Here is a 15,016-nt window from a genome sequence, read left to right as displayed (position 1 = left end):
GCCTCGCACCGGACGGGCCGGGCGCACAGGAGCACCAAGGATAGCAAAAGGGCCGTCGCGATGAACCTCGTCCGAACGGCCAGGTTTTGCGGACCGCGAAATACGATAGACTCGTCGCCAGTCAATACGCCGCCCCGGGCGTCTTCGTCTGTCATTCAGCCCATCGATGCGCTATTCGGTCGAAATCAGAAAGTTTTTCTACAGCCAGTACTTTTTCGGCGGCCTGCGGATCGCGGTCGGCGTATCGCTGCCGGCCGTGCTGTGCCTGATCGTGTTTCACAACCGGGAGCTCGGCTTCACGATCTCGACCGGCGCGCTCGGCGCGTGCGTCGTCGACATGCCGGGCCCGCTGAAGTACAAGCACAACGAAATGCTCGCGTGCAGCGTGATCGGCTTCCTGGCCGCGCTCGCGACCGGCCTCGCCACGCCGAACATCTTTGCGCTGTGGCTGACGATCGTGCCGCTCACGTTCGTGCTGTCGCTGATCGTCGTCTACGGCAACCGCTGGCCGCAGATCAGCTTCGCGACGCTGTTCATGATGGTGATGACGCTCGAGGAGAAGTTCACGCCGCTGCAGGCGTTCATCAATGCCGGCTGGATTCTCGCGGGCGGCCTCTGGTACACGTACTGGGCGACGCTCGTGTCGCAATGGCAGGCGCGCCGGATCGAGCAGCAGGCGCTCGCCGAAAGCCTGTTCGCGTGCGCCGACTACCTGCTCGCGCGCGCGCGGTTCTACGATCTCGACGCCGATCTCGACGAGTGCTACCGCAATCTCGTCGCGAAGCAGATCACCGCGGTCGAAACGCAGGAAACCGCGCGCGACATCGTGTTGCGCAACCTGCCGAAGCTGCGCCGCGGCAAGCTCGATCCCGGCCGCGCGACGATGTACAACCTGTTCATCAACAGCGTCGACCTGCACGAACTGTTCGTTGGCGCACACACCGACTATCCGCTCATACGCAACACGTTCGGCGGCTCCGACCTGATCATTTTCTATCGCGACCTGATCTGCAAGGCGGCCGCCGATCTCGAGGAGATCGGTCTCGCGGTGCTCGAGAACCGCGCGCCGCATTCGCGCATCAGCGTGAAGGCCGAACTGCGCGCGATCGAGTACGAGATCGAGCTGATGCGCAAGAAGAGCTTTCCGGCCACCAACGCGGAAGCTTACGCGGCCGTGCTCGCGACGTTCCGGCGCATCTGGAGCGCGACGCGCCTGATCGACCGGATGCGCCGCAACCTGTCGGGCCATGCCGACCCGCAGCAGACCGAACTGAAGATCGACAAGGCGCTCACGCGCTTCCTGCAGCGGCGCCGGATGTCGCCGCTGCTGATCTTCTCGAACCTGAACATGCGCTCGCCGAGCTTCCGCCACGCGCTGCGCGTGACGATCGCGGTCGCGGTCGGCTTCTGGCTCGGCCGGCTGCTGCCGCTCACGAACGCGTACTGGATCGTGATGACGACCATCATCATCCTGAAGCCCGGCTACTCGCTCACCAAGCAGCGCAACGCCCAGCGTATCGTCGGCACGCTGATCGGCTGCGCGGCGAGCATCGCGCTGATCTACACGGTCAAGGAGCCGCACCTGCTGATCGCGATCATGTTCGGGTCGATGGTGATGAGCTACAGCCTGCTGCTGTTCAACTACGCGGCGAGCGTCGTATTCACGTCGTCTTATGTACTGCTGATGTTCCACCTGCTCGCGCCGGGCAGCATGCGGATCATCGGCGAGCGCGCGATCGACACGGTGGTCGGCTGCATGATCGCGATCGCCGCGAGCCGCCTGTTCCCGTACTGGGAATACCGGCTGATGGGCAAGCTCGTCACCGACATGCTGACGTCGACCCGCAAGTATTTCGAGGCCGTCTGGCGCGCCGGGCGCGGTGCATCGCCGCCGCCGGTGCCGGCCGCCGACGGCGCGGCGGTCGTGCCGGTCGTCGCCGCGGCGATCGAGACACCGGCCGCCACCCTCGACGACGACTACCGCTACCGCCTTGCGCGCAAGGACGTGCACATCGCGTTCGCGAACCTCGGCCAGGCGTTCCAGCGGATGATGATCGAGCCGAAGGCGCACCAGCGCTTCGTGCCCGAACTGAACGACCTGCTCGTGCAGACGCACGTGCTCGGCGCGCAGATCACCGCCGCCGCACCGCTGATCCGGAGCGCATGCGCGGCCGACGCGCACCTCGTCCACGACGATGCGCTGCGCCGCGGCCTGTCCGCCGTGCTCGAGAATCTCGAGAAGGCGGAAGCCGGCGAGCCGCCGCCGGCCGACCAGCTCGACGCGACGAAGCAGATCACGCGTGACCTCGACGCGATGGTCGTGTCCGCGGAAAAATCCGACGCGGTGGGCGCCGAGCTCACGCACGACCTGAAGGTGCTCGCGCACCAGTGCAAGCAGATGCTCGCGTCGTCGCTGCTGATCCGCAAGGACGCAAGCGTCATCCGCCTGCCCGCATGACGGCATGAAGTTGTCCCGCCGCCGGCCGCCCGCGCATGCAGGCCGGCCGGCGGCGCGCCCCGCTCCCGCAATCCCCTTCCGACGCATGCTCCGCCCGCCCTGCCCGCCCCAGACGGCCCGCGCGCCCGCCGCGCGATGGCCCCACGCCCGATTCCGCCGGTTGCGCCAGTCAGGGAATACCCGATTCCGGTCACATGGCCCGGCTTGTTATCATTCGTTCACATTTAAGTTGTATATACAACTTGAGCAATCGGGACCGGCCCCGCTCGCCCGGTCCGTCGCATAAAACGATATCGGAGACTCGATGAAAAACTTGCAGCGCCACCTGAGCGCGCGGCACATCCGCTTTCTCGCGCTGGGCTCGGCGATCGGCACCGGCCTGTTCTACGGCTCGGCGTCCGCGATCCAGCTCGCGGGCCCGGCGGTGATCCTGGCCTATATCCTGGGCGGCGCGGCCGTCTACATGGTGATGCGCGCGCTCGGCGAGATGGCCGTGCGCGAGCCCGTCGCGGGCTCGTTCGGCCACTACGCGACGGAAAACCTCGGGCCGTTCGCGGGCTTCGTCACCGGCTGGACCTACACGCTCGAAATGGTGATCGTCGCGATCGCCGACATCACCGCGTTCGGCATCTACATGGGCTTCTGGTTTCCGGACGTCCCGCAATGGATCTGGGTGCTCGGCGTCGTCGCGGTCATCTGCGGGCTGAACCTGTGCCACGTGAAGGTGTTCGGCGAGCTCGAATTCTGGCTGTCGATCATCAAGGTCGGCGCAATCGTCGCGATGATCGGCGGCGGCGTCGCGATCCTGCTGAGCGGCATGCATTTCGGCCATTCGGCCGACGCGCCGACGTTCGCGAACCTGTGGAACCACGGCGGCTTCTTCCCGAACGGGATCGGCGGGTTGATCGCGTCGCTGTCGGTCGTGATCTTCGCGTACGGCGGCATCGAGGTGATCGGGATGAGCGCCGGCGAGGCGAAGGACCCGGAGCGCGTGATTCCGCGCGCGATCAACGCGGTGCCCGCGCGCATCCTGCTGTTCTACGTGCTGACGATGGTCGTGCTGATGTCGATCAGCCCGTGGACCGGCGTCGGCAGCGACGGCAGCCCGTTCGTGCAGATCTTCTCGGCGCTCGGCGTGAAGTCGGCCGCGACGATCCTCAACCTCGTGGTGATCAGCGCGGCGATCTCGGCGATCAACAGCGACATCTTCGGCGCGGGCCGGATGATGTTCGGGATGGCGCGGCAGGGCCAGGCGCCGCGCGTGCTGATGACGACGTCGCGGCACGGCGTGCCGTGGGTCACGGTGCTCGTGATGGCCGGCGCGCTGCTGGTCGGCGTGCTGCTCAACTACCTGATGCCGAAGGACGTGTTCCTGGTGGTCGCGGCGATCGCGACGTTCGCGACCGTGTGGGTGTGGCTGATGATCCTGCTGTCGCAGGTCGCGATGCGCCGTCGCCTGTCGAGCGCGGAAGTCGCGGCGCTGAAGTTCAAGGTGCCGCTGTGGCCCGTCGCGCCCGCGCTGACGATCGCGTTCATGGGCTTCGTGATCGTGATGCTCGGCTGGTTCGAGGATACGCGTGTCGCGCTCTACGTCGGCGCGGCATGGCTCGCGCTGCTCGCGGCCGTGTTCTACGCTCGGATCCGCCCGAAGTTTGCGCCTGCGTCACGATGACGCACGCCTGATCCTTGCATGCGGCGCGCCGGCTTCGGCGCCCGCGTCTCTCCCGGCGTAACGCGGCGCTTCGCGCGTCGCCCGCCGCCGCTTCCCTCTTCCCACCCACACATCGCTGGCCGCCCGTCCGGGCCGCGCAGCGATCATGCACATCCGTCGCAGCGTCAGTGCGACGCGGCGCTCGCGGCCTCGGCCGGATGGGCCTCGTCGTACGCACGCTTCTGCGAGATCGCGTTGTACAAGATCGTCCCGATCACGAACAGCACGACCACGACGATCAGGATGCTCACGTTGCGGACAGGGTTCTTCTTGCGCTGATCGTTCATGGTCGGTGCGGCTCCGTCGAATTCGTTGAAGCGGGCATTCTACGCGCTTGCGCCCGTGCCGCGACGCCCCGTCGCCGTGCCCCTCCCCGTTCCTTCCGCAGCACTTTCCATCACCTTTCATTTGATAATCATTCCCATTTCGATCTAGAATCCGAAATCTTTCGCTTTGTAATGTTTCGGGTCGCTCGGGCGGCAGGCTCGCCCCGGAACGCTTCCTCGTCCGCCTGCCTCATCGGAGTCTCCATGTCGAATCCGCGCACATGCCTGCTGCCGCTCGCCGGCGCCCTCGCCCTTGCCGCCGCCACATTCGCGCCGCTGGCCCACGCGGCCGAGGAAGTGAGCCTGTACACCACCCGCGAACCGAAGCTGATCCAGCCGCTGATCGACGCGTTCACGAAACAGAGCGGCGTCAAGGTCAATACGGTGTTCGTGAAGGACGGCCTGCTCGAGCGCGTGAAGGCGGAAGGCGCGCAGTCGCCGGCGGACGTGCTGATGACGGTCGACATCGGCAACCTGCTCGATCTCGTCGACGGCGGGCTCGCGCAGCCGGTACGCTCGAAGGTGCTCGACGACGCGATCCCCGCGAACCTGCGCGGCGCGCAGGGCGACTGGTACGCGCTGTCGCTGCGCGATCGCGTGCTGTACGTGGAGAAGGACCTGAAGGTCGACGCGTTCCGCTACGAGGATCTCGCCGATCCGAAATGGAAGGGCAAGGTCTGCATCCGCTCCGGGCAGCATCCGTACAACACGGCACTCGTCGCGGCGATGATCGCGCACGACGGCGAAGCCGCGACCGAAAAGTGGCTGCGCGGCGTGAAGGCGAACCTCGCGCGCAAGGCGACGGGCGGCGACCGCGACGTCGCGCGCGACATTCTCGGCGGCATCTGCGACGTCGGCCTCGCGAACGCGTACTACGTCGGTCACATGAAGAACGCGGAAGCCGGCAGCGACGCGCGCAAGTGGGGCGACGCGATCAAGGTCGTGCGGCCGACGTTCGCGAACGCGAAGAGCGGCGGCACGCACGTCAACATCAGCGGCGCGACGGTCGCGAAGCACGCGCCGCACAAGGCCAACGCGGTGAAGCTGCTCGAGTACCTCGTGTCGCCGGAAGCGCAGGCGCTGTATGCGCAGGCGAACTACGAATACCCGGTGCGCGCGAACGTGAAGCTCGATCCGGTGATCGCGAGCTTCGGCACGCTGAAGGTCGACCCGCTGCCGCTGGCCGACATCGCGAAGCACCGCAAGGCGGCCAGCCAGCTCGTCGACAAGGTCGGCTTTGACAACTGATGCAGCGTTCGTCCGCGCGCGCCGCCGGCCGCTCGGTTCGCGCGCGGGCAGCCTCTGGCTGGGCGCGGCCGTCGCGATCGCCGCGGTGGTCGCCGCGCCGCTCGCGGTGCTGGTCGCCGCCGCGCTCGGCGCCGATCTCGCGCACTGGCAGCACCTCGCCGAATTCGTGCTGCCGCAGGCGCTCGTCAATACGCTGCTGCTGCTCGCGGGCGTCGGCGCGATTGTCACGGTCGTCGGCACCGGCTGCGCGTGGCTCGTCACCGCGTACGATTTTCCGGGCCGCCGGATGCTGACCTGGGCGCTGCTGCTGCCGCTCGCGGTGCCCACCTACATCGTCGCGTTCGCGTATCTCGACCTGCTCCACCCGATCGGCCCCGTGCAGGGCGCGATCCGCTGGCTGCTCGGCTTCGACAGCCCGCGCCAGTTCCGCCTGCCCGACCTGCGTTCGCTGCCCGGCGCGATCTTCGTGCTCGGCTTCGTGCTGTATCCGTATGTGTACCTGAGCACGCGCGCGATGTTCGTCACGCAGTCCGCGAGCCTGCTCGAAGCCGCGCGCACACTCGGCGCCGGACGCATCGCGACGTTCTGGCGCGTCGTCGTCCCGCTCGCGCGGCCCGCGATCGCGGTCGGCGTGAGCCTCGCGCTGCTCGAAACGCTGAACGACATCGGCGCATCGGAATTCCTCGGCGTGCAGACGCTGACCGTATCGGTCTACACCACGTGGATCACGCGCTCCGATCTCGCGGGCGCCGCGCAGATCGCGCTCGCGATGCTCGCGATCGTGGTCGGCATGATCGTGCTCGAACGCCACGGGCGCCGCCGCCAGCGCTACGCGCACGGCCGCCGCATGCGCCCGCTCGCGCCACGCAAGCTGACGGGCGCGGCCGCGTGGAGCACCGCCGCGCTCGGCTGGCTGCCGGTGCTGCTCGGCTTCGGCGCGCCGGCCGCGTACCTCGCGGTCGAGACCGGCAAGCGGCTGCATCTCGTCGGCGGCGTATCCGCGCAGTTGCTGACCGGGCTTGCGAATACGCTGACGATCGCCGCCGCCGCAACGATCGCGACGCTCGCATGCGGGCTGGTCGTCGCGTGGGCGGCGCGCGCGCAGCGCGACAGCGCGCGCGCGGGCCCGGCCCGCGTGTGCGCGCGAATCGCGAGCCTCGGCTACGCGGTGCCGGGCACCGTGCTCGCGATCGGCCTGCTGATCCCGTTCGCGGCCGCCGACCGGCTGCTGGGTGCCGCGCTCGGCCGCGACGGGCTGCTGCTGATGGGGTCCGCGGCCGCGCTCGTGATCGCGTACACCGTGCGCTTTCTCGCGATCTCGGCCGGCAGCATCGAAGCCGGCCTCGCGCGCATTCCGCCATCGCTCGAACAGGCCGCGCGCTCGCTCGGCGAGACGGCCGGCGGCACGCTGCGCCGCGTGCACCTGCCGCTGCTGCGGCCCGCGCTCACGACGAGCGCGCTGCTCGTGTTCGTCGACGCGATGAAGGAGCTGCCGGCGACGCTGCTGCTGCGTCCGCTGAATTTCGACACGCTCGCGACCTGGCTGTATGCGGAAGCCGCGCGCGGCACCTACGAGGAAGGCGCGGTCGCCGCGCTCGCGATCGTGCTGGCCGGGCTCGTGCCCGTGATCCTGCTCGCGCGCACCCGTCACAAGATCGGAGCCTGACACCGTGAACCTGCTCGAACTCGACGACCTCTGCGTCGCCTACGATACGCCGCACGGCCGCCGCACGGTGGTCGACGGGCTCAGCCTCGCGCTGCCGCGCGGCGACATCGGCTGCCTGCTCGGCGCATCGGGCTGCGGCAAGACCACCGTGCTGCGCGCGATCGCGGGCTTCGAGCCCGTGCGCATGGGACGCATCGTGCTGGACGGCACGACCGTCTCGGCGCCGTCGCTCGACGTGCCGCCCGAGCGGCGGCGCATCGGCATGATGTTCCAGGACTATGCGCTGTTCCCGCACCTGAGCGCGGCCAACAACGTCGCGTTCGGCCTGCGGCGCATGCCGAAGGCCGAGCGGCGCGCCCGCGTCGCGGACCTGCTCGAACTCGTCGGCCTCGCCGCGTCAGGCAGCGCGTATCCGCACGAACTGTCGGGCGGCCAGCAGCAGCGCGTCGCCCTCGCCCGCGCGCTCGCGCCGTCGCCGGAGCTGCTGCTGCTCGACGAGCCGTTCTCGAATCTCGACGTCGATACGCGCGAGCGGCTCGCATTCGAGCTGCGCGACATCCTCAAGCGCACGGGTCACACCGCGATCCTCGTCACGCACAACCAGGCTGAAGCGTTCGCGATCGCCGACCGGATCGGCGTGATGAAGGACGGCAGGCTCGCGCAATGGGACACGCCGTACGCGCTGCATCACCATCCGGCCAGCCCGTTCGTCGCGGAGTTCGTGCGCCGCGACGCGCTGGCGGACGAACGCGCACGCGCCATGTCGCGCGGCCGCTGAGCGGGCCATTACGACGACGTCGGGCCACGGCGGCGGGAACCCACAACCCACCCGCACCGACGCGATGCGCCACGACGCATTGCCGTCCCGCGCGCTACGCCGGCTCGGCCAGATCGCGCACCGGCAGCGCGGTCGAATACTTGATCTGCTCCATCGCGAACGACGAGCTCACGTCGAACAGCGGCACCGCGCGGATCAGTTGCTTGTACACGCGATCGAAATCGTCGATGCCGGCCACCACCACCCGCAGCAGATAGTCGGTCTCGCCGCTCATCCGGTAGACCTCGACGACTTCCGGCATGTCGCACACGACCTGCGTGAAACGCTGCGCCCACTCCTCGGTGTGCTGGTTCGTGCGGATCGCGACGAACACGGTCGTGCCGACCCCGAGCTTGCGCGGATCGCACAGCGCGACCTGCGCGCGGATCGCGCCGGTTTCCTTGAGCCGCTGCACGCGCTTCCAGCAGGGTGTCTGCGACAGGTTCACGCGCTGCGCGAGTTCCGCGATCGGCAATGTGGCATCTGCCTGCAACAGCTCCAGCAGCTTGCGATCGATGGCATCCATTTACCCAGTCCCTCGTAGATAGAAATTTTTTCTATGCATCCTGCATGACGGGGAACAATATGGAAACCGCTGCGCGGCGTCGACCGGGATAAATACCAATCAGGCGGGGAAGGATCCGCGTCGCGCACGGATCGCGTGCACGTCGGTCCATGAATCATCGGCGCCCATACGAAAACGGGCGATTCCACCCGTCGAGATGGAATCGCCCGTGGTCACTGCGGCTGCGCTGCCCGCCGCGCGCCGCTCACGGCGAATGCGGCACTTGCGTGCCGCCTCGCCACGATGCCGCTCAATACGCGACGGTCGCGATCTCGCGCACGAAGCTGTCTTGCTCGAGCGCATCGACGAACGCGACCGCGTAGTCTTCCGCCGAGATCTTGCTGTTGCCCTGCGCGTCCACGATCAGCTTGCCGACGCCCGTGCGGAACGTGCCCGTGCGCTCGCCCGGTGCGATCAGCGCGGCCGGCGCGAAGAACGTCCAGTCGAGGTCGCCGACCGTCTTCAGATAGTCGAGCGCATCGCGGTGCGCGAGCGCGACCGCCTTGTACGCGTCCGGGAAACCATCGGTGTCGACCAGCTGCTTACCCGGCGCGACCTCGAGCGACCCGGCGCCACCCACCACCACGAGCCGCTTCAGGCCCGCCTGGCGTGTGCTTTCCACCAGCGCCTTCGCCGCGGCGACGACCTTGGCGGGATCGTCCTGTTTCGGGCTGTACGCGCTGGCGACGACGTCGTGGCCCGGCAGCGCGGCCGCGATGCTGGCCGCATCGAACAGGTCGGCCGCCTTCGCGGTGATGCCGTCGGCCGCCGCCGCCGGATGGCGCGACAGCGCGGTCACGCGATGGCCGCGGCGCGCGGCTTCGGCGGCAATGCGCGAGCCGATCATCCCGGTGGCGCCAAACAGTGCGATGTTCAAGGAACGTTGCGTCATGTCGATTCTCCAGAAATAAATAAGTAACTACAGCAATTACATATAAGACCGAAAAAAAACGGAGCCGCACTCCGTCGTGCCGGGCGCCACGCAATGCGCGCCATCCGGCCTCCTGCCCTGCCTCATCCGCTGCCTGCGCTCAGCCGCTCGCGTTCCCCGCCGGCCGGCCGCGCTGCTCCGATGCGAGCACGTCGGCCGTGACGTCCGCGAGCGTGCGCGTGGCAAGCGATGCTTCCATCGCGCGCTGCGCGTCGCCGATATAGTCGATCAGCACGCCCTGGATGTGCCGCCCGACGAGACACGCGGGATTCGGCGCCTCGCGGTGCAGCGCGAACAGCTGCGCGTCGTCGACCGCGCGATACACGTCGAGCAGCGTGATCTCGCCCGGCTCGCGCGCCAGCAGCGCCCCGCCGCCCGCGCCGAGCTGCGACGTGGTCAGCCCCGCGGCCGCCAGCATCGACAACAGACGGCGAATCAGCGCCGGATTCGTGTTCACGCTGCCCGCGATGATGTCGGACGACAGCGGCGCGCCTTCCTGCATCGACAGCAAGGCGAGCACGTGAACGGCAAACGCGAACCGGCTGCTGGTATTCATTCCTCACTCACTCGGCGACGCCGGCCCGAACGGCAGCCGGCGACAATGTGTAACCACTATAATTACATTTCGCGAATTGCGCAAGGCCCGCTACTCGCCGCTGGCCGGCTTCGCACCCGACGCGTTCTGCTGACTCCACTGCTGAAGCTTCTTGCCGGCCTCCGCGATCTTCGCGCCGGCTTCCGATGCCGCGTGCGCGACGACCGCGGAAGCGGCCGCATCGATCTGCGCCTGCGCAGCGGACGCGAGGCCGCTCGCGGACAGCGGCGGCACGGCCGATGCCGCGCTCGCGATGCCGGCCTTCGCGGCGTTGATCTGCTGGTTGACGGTGCTCGCCACCTGGTCGAGCGCCTTGGCCGCGTTGTTTGCGGCATCGGCGGCCGCGCTCGCGGCCGTATCGGGTTGCGTGGCCGGCGTGCCGGACTTCTCGCAGCCTGCGAGCAACAATACCGCGCCGACGGCCGCGGCCGCCAGCACGGACCCGGGCATGCGACGCGCCCGCGAAGTCTTCATCTTCATCAGCAATCTCCGGCCGTGCGCCGCACGGCCTGCAGGGTTGGACCGGTGTCGATGATACCGCCTGTGGAACAGGGCCAATGCCGACTCCCGATTAAAAATGCCTTTCAATTTCGGACTTGTCTGATTCAATCGCACGCGCGCCAGCACTAAAGTGAGCACGCTTCCATCCGCTCCACCCGCTTTCCGCTTTCTTCATGGCTTTCCTCATCGACTGGTTCATCACGCTGGCCGCCGTGCTCGCCGCCACCCTGTTCCTGTGCCTTCGCTCACCCTCCGCGGCACGCCTGCGTGACGCCGGGCGCCCGCGCCGCGTCGCCTGCGCCCGGCTGCTCGTGCAGGCGGTGATCGGCTTCTGGACGGCGGCGCTGATCGTGCTGCAAGGCATCCTCGGCCCCGCCGGCGACGACCAGTCGTACGCGGGCCTCGCCGCGCTTTCGTTCGCGGCGCTCGGGCTCTCGGCAGTCGCCGCCTACTGGTCCGCGAGCGCGTGGCGGCTGCGACGCCCGCGCGCGCTGTTCGCGCGCCGCTGACGCGCCAGACCGGTGCATCGCGGCGCACCACGCCGCACCGCGGCGCGCATCACACGCACCAGTTGCGCACGTACCGCACCACACACGTGCATCCGTCACGGCATTCGCGCCGCACGCGGCCTGCCCCGTCATCGTGCAGGCATCACCGGAATGCCGCACCAAACGGCGCTTCGCACCAATTGCACGCAACCGTTCACCAAGTTGGCTCGATACTTGCATTCCTCGCCCGTTTTTTGCGCAAGGAAGCCACGGCATGGATGGTCTGAAATCCGGCGTCGATACACTGTTCCTGTTGATCGGCGCCGTCATGGTGCTCGCGATGCACGCGGGCTTCGCATTTCTCGAGCTCGGCACGGTCCGCAAGAAGAACCAGGTCAACGCGCTCGTGAAGATCCTGGTCGACTTCTCGGTGTCGACGCTCGCGTACTTCTTCATCGGCTATACGATCGCGTACGGCGTCGAGTTCTTCGACGACATCGGCACGCTGTCGCAGCACAACGGCTACGCGCTCGTGCGCTTCTTCTTCCTGCTCACGTTCGCGGCGGCGATCCCCGCGATCGTGTCCGGCGGCATCGCGGAGCGCGCGAAATTCAATCCGCAGCTCGTCGCGACGCTGATCATCGTCGGCTTCATCTATCCGTTCTTCGAAGGGATTGCATGGAACGAGCGCTTCGGCGTGCAAGCCTCGCTCACGCATGCATTCGGCGCGCCGTTCCACGATTTCGCGGGCTCGGTCGTCGTGCACGCATTCGGCGGCTGGGTCGCGCTGCCGGCCGTGCTGCTGCTCGGCGCCCGCCACGGCCGCTATGCGAAGGACGGCCGGATCGCCGCGCATCCGCCGTCGAACATCCCGTTCCTCGCGCTCGGCGCGTGGGTGCTCGCGGTCGGCTGGTTCGGCTTCAACGTGATGAGCGCGCAGACGCTCGACAAGATCAGCGGCCTCGTCGCCGTGAACTCGCTGATGGCGATGATCGGCGGCACGCTCGCCGCGTGGATGGCCGGCCGCAACGATCCGGGCTTCACGTACAACGGCCCGCTTGCGGGCCTCGTCGCCGTCTGCGCGGGCTCCGACGTGATGCACCCGATCGGTGCGCTCGTCACGGGTGCCGCGGCCGGCGCACTGTTCGTCGCGATGTTCACCTGCGTGCAGAACAAGTGGCGCATCGACGACGTGCTCGGCGTGTGGCCGCTGCACGGCATGTGCGGCGCGCTCGGCGGCATTGCGGCCGGCGTGTTCGGGCAACCCGCGCTCGGCGGCCTCGGCGGCGTGTCGTTCGTGTCGCAGCTGATCGGCACGCTCGGCGGCATTGCGATCGCCACCGCGGGCGGCACGCTCGTGTACGGCGCGCTGAAGGCGACCGTCGGGCTGCGCCTCGATCGCGAAGCCGAATTCGACGGTGCCGACCTGTCGATCCACCGCATCTCGGCGACGCCCGAGCGCGACTGAGCGCAAAGGCTTGCGACCGGCGTCCGGCAGCCCGCCTGACGGATGCCCGACACATCATTACGTTTTCTATTCAAAAAACTTTCATCTAGCGTCCCTACACTTCTGTCCAGTTTTCAACTTGCCTTCGCCTTGCTTGCTGATCGCCTGCTTCGCGGAAGGCCATTCTTCCAATATCTGAAACTGGACTCCACATGCCCGCGTTGCCCAATGCTTCCCGTCGTCAGGCCCTGAAGATCCTCGCCGGCGCGCCCATGCTGCCCCTCTCCGGCCTCGCGCTGCCGGCCCTGCTGACCGGCTGCGGCGGCGACGACAACCCGGTGGCGGCGACGCCGGCCGCCGCGTACACGTCAGCGGCGTTCTCGGCGATGGCCGCGCCCACGCTCGACAACGCGGCCGCGATGGCCACGACGACGGTCGGCTCGACGCTGTCGGTGTCGTTCTCGGACGGCTCGTCGCGCAACTTCAAGCTCGCGTACCGGCCGTTCTTCGTGACGGGCGACATGGTGCCGGACGGCAAGGGCGGCACGACGCTCGCAGGCGGCTATTACGACATCAACAACCAGCCGATCATCGACCGCTCGGTGGCGGGCAAGGAGCGCCAGTTCTACTCGGACTGCCCGGACGGCAGCTCGCTGCTGACGCTGAAGAACGCCAGCGTCGCCGGCGTGAAGGGCAACACGGTCTTCGCGGTCGTGCAGTTCGAATACACGACGCGCGACCAGGCAAGCGCGTCACAGTACGGCCAGCTGCCGTCGCCGATCGCGGTGATCACGCTCGACCAGGATCCGTCCAACGGCGCGCTGAAGGTCGTCAAGTATCACAACGTCGACACGTCGAAGGCGCACGGCCTGTGGATCACGTGCGGCGCGAGCCTGTCGCCGTGGGGCACGCACCTGTCGAGCGAGGAATACGAGCCGGACGCGACGAAGGCCGCGACCGACGCGCAGTTCAAGGCATTCAGCCGGAACACGTTCGGCGACGAGACGAAGGCGAACCCCTACCACTACGGCCACCTGCCCGAGATCACGGTGAATCCGGACGGCACCGGCACCGTGAAGAAGCACTACTGCCTCGGCCGCATCTCGCACGAGCTGATCCAGGTGATGCCGGACCAGCGCACCGTGATGATGGGTGACGACGCCACCAACGGCGGCCTGTTCATGTTCGTCGCCGACAAGGCGGCCGACCTGTCGGCCGGCACGCTGTACGTCGCGAAGTGGACGCAGACGTCGTCCGCCGGCGCGGGCAGCGCGACGCTCACGTGGATCAAAATCGGACACGCGACGAGCAGCGAGATCGAGACGCTCGCGAACACGCTGAAGGCGTCGGACATCATGGACCTGACGACGACCGACCCGAACGACGCGAGCTACACGAAGATCCACTTCGGCGGCAAGTTCAACTGGATGCGCGTGAAGCCCGGGATGGAAAAGGCGGCCGCGTTCCTCGAGACGCACCGCTACGCGGCGCTGATCGGCGGCAGCATGGCGTTCACGAAGCTCGAAGGCACGACGGTCAACGCGAAGGACAAGATCGTCTACACGGCGATGTCGCGGATCGAGACGTCGATGGTCAGCGGCAATGCGGTGTCGCGCGACGTCGCGGTGGACAAGAAGATCGCCGCGGGCGCCGTCTATGCGCTGAACCTGAAGGCCGGCCAGCGCGACAAGTCGGGCAACGCGATCGACAGCGAGTGGGTGCCGGTCGACATGAGCGCGCCGGCCGCGCTCGTCGGCGAGGACCTCGCCGCGGCCGATGCGCTCGGCAACCTCGCGAACCCGGACAAGATCGCGAACCCCGACAACCTGAAGTTCTCCGAAAAGCTGCGCACGCTGTTCATCGGCGAAGACTCGGGCATGCACGTGAACAACTTCCTGTGGGCGTACAACGTCGACACGAAATCGCTCGCGCGCGTGCTGTCGTGCCCGGCCGGCGCCGAATCGACGGGCCTGCACGCGGTCGACGAGATCAACGGCTGGACCTACGTGATGAGCAACTTCCAGCACGTGGGCGACTGGGAGACGCCGCTGCACGACAAGGTCAAGGCGACGCTCGACCCGCTCGTGCGCGCGAACTACAAGGACCGCTTCGGTGCCAGCGTCGGCTACCTGACCGCCGAGCCGACCAGCATCAAGCTCGCGAAGGCCTGAGCCACCTAACCGGGCGTCCCTGGCCGGGCGCCCCTGGCCGGGCGCCTCTTTCTTCATCACGTTTCATTCGTCGGCGCTCCACGCCGTTTTAC

13 protein-coding genes are annotated in these 15,016 nt (G+C 67.9%); 8 read left to right on the top strand and 5 right to left on the bottom strand.

Annotation, left to right across the window (positions count from 1 at the left end; all coding sequences use genetic code 11):
• Window positions 1-166 precede the first annotated feature (166 nt).
• Both DIE12_RS16720 and DIE12_RS16715 read left to right on the top strand, forming a co-directional pair.
• On the top strand, window positions 167-2,458 hold the full coding sequence (locus DIE12_RS16720; RefSeq protein WP_124487527.1) for an FUSC family membrane protein: 2,292 nt from the start codon (window positions 167-169) through the stop codon (window positions 2,456-2,458).
• Between the two features lie 304 nt (window positions 2,459-2,762).
• Window positions 2,763-4,130 (top strand): amino acid permease, encoded by a 1,368-nt coding sequence (locus DIE12_RS16715; RefSeq protein WP_124487526.1) that lies wholly within the window; start codon window positions 2,763-2,765, stop codon window positions 4,128-4,130.
• A gap of 164 nt (window positions 4,131-4,294) precedes the next feature.
• On the opposite strand, the gene DIE12_RS16710 is transcribed toward DIE12_RS16715, so the two are convergent.
• The gene (locus DIE12_RS16710; protein WP_124487525.1) at window positions 4,295-4,456 is read right to left on the bottom strand and encodes a hypothetical protein; all 162 of its coding nucleotides are present in this window, start codon (window positions 4,454-4,456) and stop codon (window positions 4,295-4,297) included.
• 243 nt (window positions 4,457-4,699) lie between these two features.
• Between DIE12_RS16710 and DIE12_RS16705 the strand changes: the two genes are divergently transcribed.
• Genes DIE12_RS16705 through DIE12_RS16695 form a run of 3 tightly spaced genes read left to right on the top strand, consistent with a single transcriptional unit; the run spans window position 4,700 to window position 8,187 of the window.
• Window positions 4,700-5,743 carry a Fe(3+) ABC transporter substrate-binding protein gene (locus tag DIE12_RS16705; RefSeq protein ID WP_124487524.1) on the top strand — a complete coding sequence of 348 codons (1,044 nt, stop codon included), beginning with the start codon at window positions 4,700-4,702 and terminating at the stop codon, window positions 5,741-5,743.
• The gene (locus DIE12_RS16700; protein ID WP_124487523.1) at window positions 5,733-7,409 is read left to right on the top strand and encodes an iron ABC transporter permease; all 1,677 of its coding nucleotides are present in this window, start codon (window positions 5,733-5,735) and stop codon (window positions 7,407-7,409) included. The genes DIE12_RS16705 and DIE12_RS16700 overlap by 11 nt, the downstream gene beginning before the upstream one ends.
• A gap of 4 nt (window positions 7,410-7,413) precedes the next feature.
• The gene (locus tag DIE12_RS16695) at window positions 7,414-8,187 is read left to right on the top strand and encodes an ABC transporter ATP-binding protein (protein WP_124487522.1); all 774 of its coding nucleotides are present in this window, start codon (window positions 7,414-7,416) and stop codon (window positions 8,185-8,187) included.
• A 94-nt stretch (window positions 8,188-8,281) separates the two neighbouring features.
• Here the strand turns inward: DIE12_RS16695 and DIE12_RS16690 are convergent, their stop codons facing one another.
• From DIE12_RS16690 to DIE12_RS16675, 4 genes are all read right to left on the bottom strand, one after another.
• Complete coding sequence (locus DIE12_RS16690; RefSeq protein WP_044848024.1) at window positions 8,282-8,752, bottom strand: Lrp/AsnC family transcriptional regulator; 471 nt, start codon at window positions 8,750-8,752, stop codon at window positions 8,282-8,284.
• A 289-nt stretch (window positions 8,753-9,041) separates the two neighbouring features.
• Window positions 9,042-9,683: an NAD(P)-dependent oxidoreductase gene (locus DIE12_RS16685; protein WP_124487521.1), complete on the bottom strand. Its 642-nt coding sequence runs from the start codon at window positions 9,681-9,683 to the stop codon at window positions 9,042-9,044.
• A gap of 139 nt (window positions 9,684-9,822) precedes the next feature.
• On the bottom strand, window positions 9,823-10,278 hold the full coding sequence (locus DIE12_RS16680; protein ID WP_124487520.1) for an Rrf2 family transcriptional regulator: 456 nt from the start codon (window positions 10,276-10,278) through the stop codon (window positions 9,823-9,825).
• A 90-nt stretch (window positions 10,279-10,368) separates the two neighbouring features.
• Window positions 10,369-10,797 carry a hypothetical protein gene (locus DIE12_RS16675; RefSeq protein ID WP_124487519.1) on the bottom strand — a complete coding sequence of 143 codons (429 nt, stop codon included), beginning with the start codon at window positions 10,795-10,797 and terminating at the stop codon, window positions 10,369-10,371.
• A 194-nt stretch (window positions 10,798-10,991) separates the two neighbouring features.
• On the opposite strand from DIE12_RS16675, the gene DIE12_RS16670 reads away from it, so the two are divergent.
• The 3 genes from DIE12_RS16670 (at window position 10,992) to DIE12_RS16660 (ending at window position 14,924) form a co-directional block, all read left to right on the top strand.
• The gene (locus DIE12_RS16670) at window positions 10,992-11,327 is read left to right on the top strand and encodes a hypothetical protein (protein WP_124487518.1); all 336 of its coding nucleotides are present in this window, start codon (window positions 10,992-10,994) and stop codon (window positions 11,325-11,327) included.
• Window positions 11,328-11,580: 253 nt separating this feature from the next.
• Window positions 11,581-12,774: an ammonium transporter gene (locus DIE12_RS16665; protein ID WP_124487517.1), complete on the top strand. Its 1,194-nt coding sequence runs from the start codon at window positions 11,581-11,583 to the stop codon at window positions 12,772-12,774.
• A gap of 191 nt (window positions 12,775-12,965) precedes the next feature.
• Window positions 12,966-14,924 carry a PhoX family phosphatase gene (locus DIE12_RS16660; protein ID WP_124487516.1) on the top strand — a complete coding sequence of 653 codons (1,959 nt, stop codon included), beginning with the start codon at window positions 12,966-12,968 and terminating at the stop codon, window positions 14,922-14,924.
• Window positions 14,925-15,016: the final 92 nt, after the last annotated feature.

The sequence above is a fragment of the Burkholderia sp. Bp9015 genome (genome assembly GCF_003853505.1).
GTDB lineage: Bacteria > Pseudomonadota > Gammaproteobacteria > Burkholderiales > Burkholderiaceae > Burkholderia.
Note: the sequence above shows the minus strand (reverse complement) of the source record. Positions and strands in the feature narration are given on the sequence as shown.

Bases quoted from the DNA above. Each gene is read 5' to 3' on its own strand.
- DIE12_RS16720 (WP_124487527.1), top strand. From the start codon at position 167: ATGCGCTATTCGGTCGAAATCAGAAAGTTTTTCTACAGCCAGTACTTT.
- DIE12_RS16715 (WP_124487526.1), top strand. From the start codon at position 2,763: ATGAAAAACTTGCAGCGCCACCTGAGCGCGCGGCACATCCGCTTTCTC.
- DIE12_RS16710 (WP_124487525.1), bottom strand. From the start codon at position 4,456: ATGAACGATCAGCGCAAGAAGAACCCTGTCCGCAACGTGAGCATCCTG.
- DIE12_RS16705 (WP_124487524.1), top strand. From the start codon at position 4,700: ATGTCGAATCCGCGCACATGCCTGCTGCCGCTCGCCGGCGCCCTCGCC.
- DIE12_RS16690 (WP_044848024.1), bottom strand. From the start codon at position 8,752: ATGGATGCCATCGATCGCAAGCTGCTGGAGCTGTTGCAGGCAGATGCC.
- DIE12_RS16685 (WP_124487521.1), bottom strand. From the start codon at position 9,683: ATGACGCAACGTTCCTTGAACATCGCACTGTTTGGCGCCACCGGGATG.
- DIE12_RS16680 (WP_124487520.1), bottom strand. From the start codon at position 10,278: ATGAATACCAGCAGCCGGTTCGCGTTTGCCGTTCACGTGCTCGCCTTG.
- DIE12_RS16675 (WP_124487519.1), bottom strand. From the start codon at position 10,797: ATGAAGATGAAGACTTCGCGGGCGCGTCGCATGCCCGGGTCCGTGCTG.
- DIE12_RS16670 (WP_124487518.1), top strand. From the start codon at position 10,992: ATGGCTTTCCTCATCGACTGGTTCATCACGCTGGCCGCCGTGCTCGCC.
- DIE12_RS16665 (WP_124487517.1), top strand. From the start codon at position 11,581: ATGGATGGTCTGAAATCCGGCGTCGATACACTGTTCCTGTTGATCGGC.
- DIE12_RS16660 (WP_124487516.1), top strand. From the start codon at position 12,966: ATGCCCGCGTTGCCCAATGCTTCCCGTCGTCAGGCCCTGAAGATCCTC.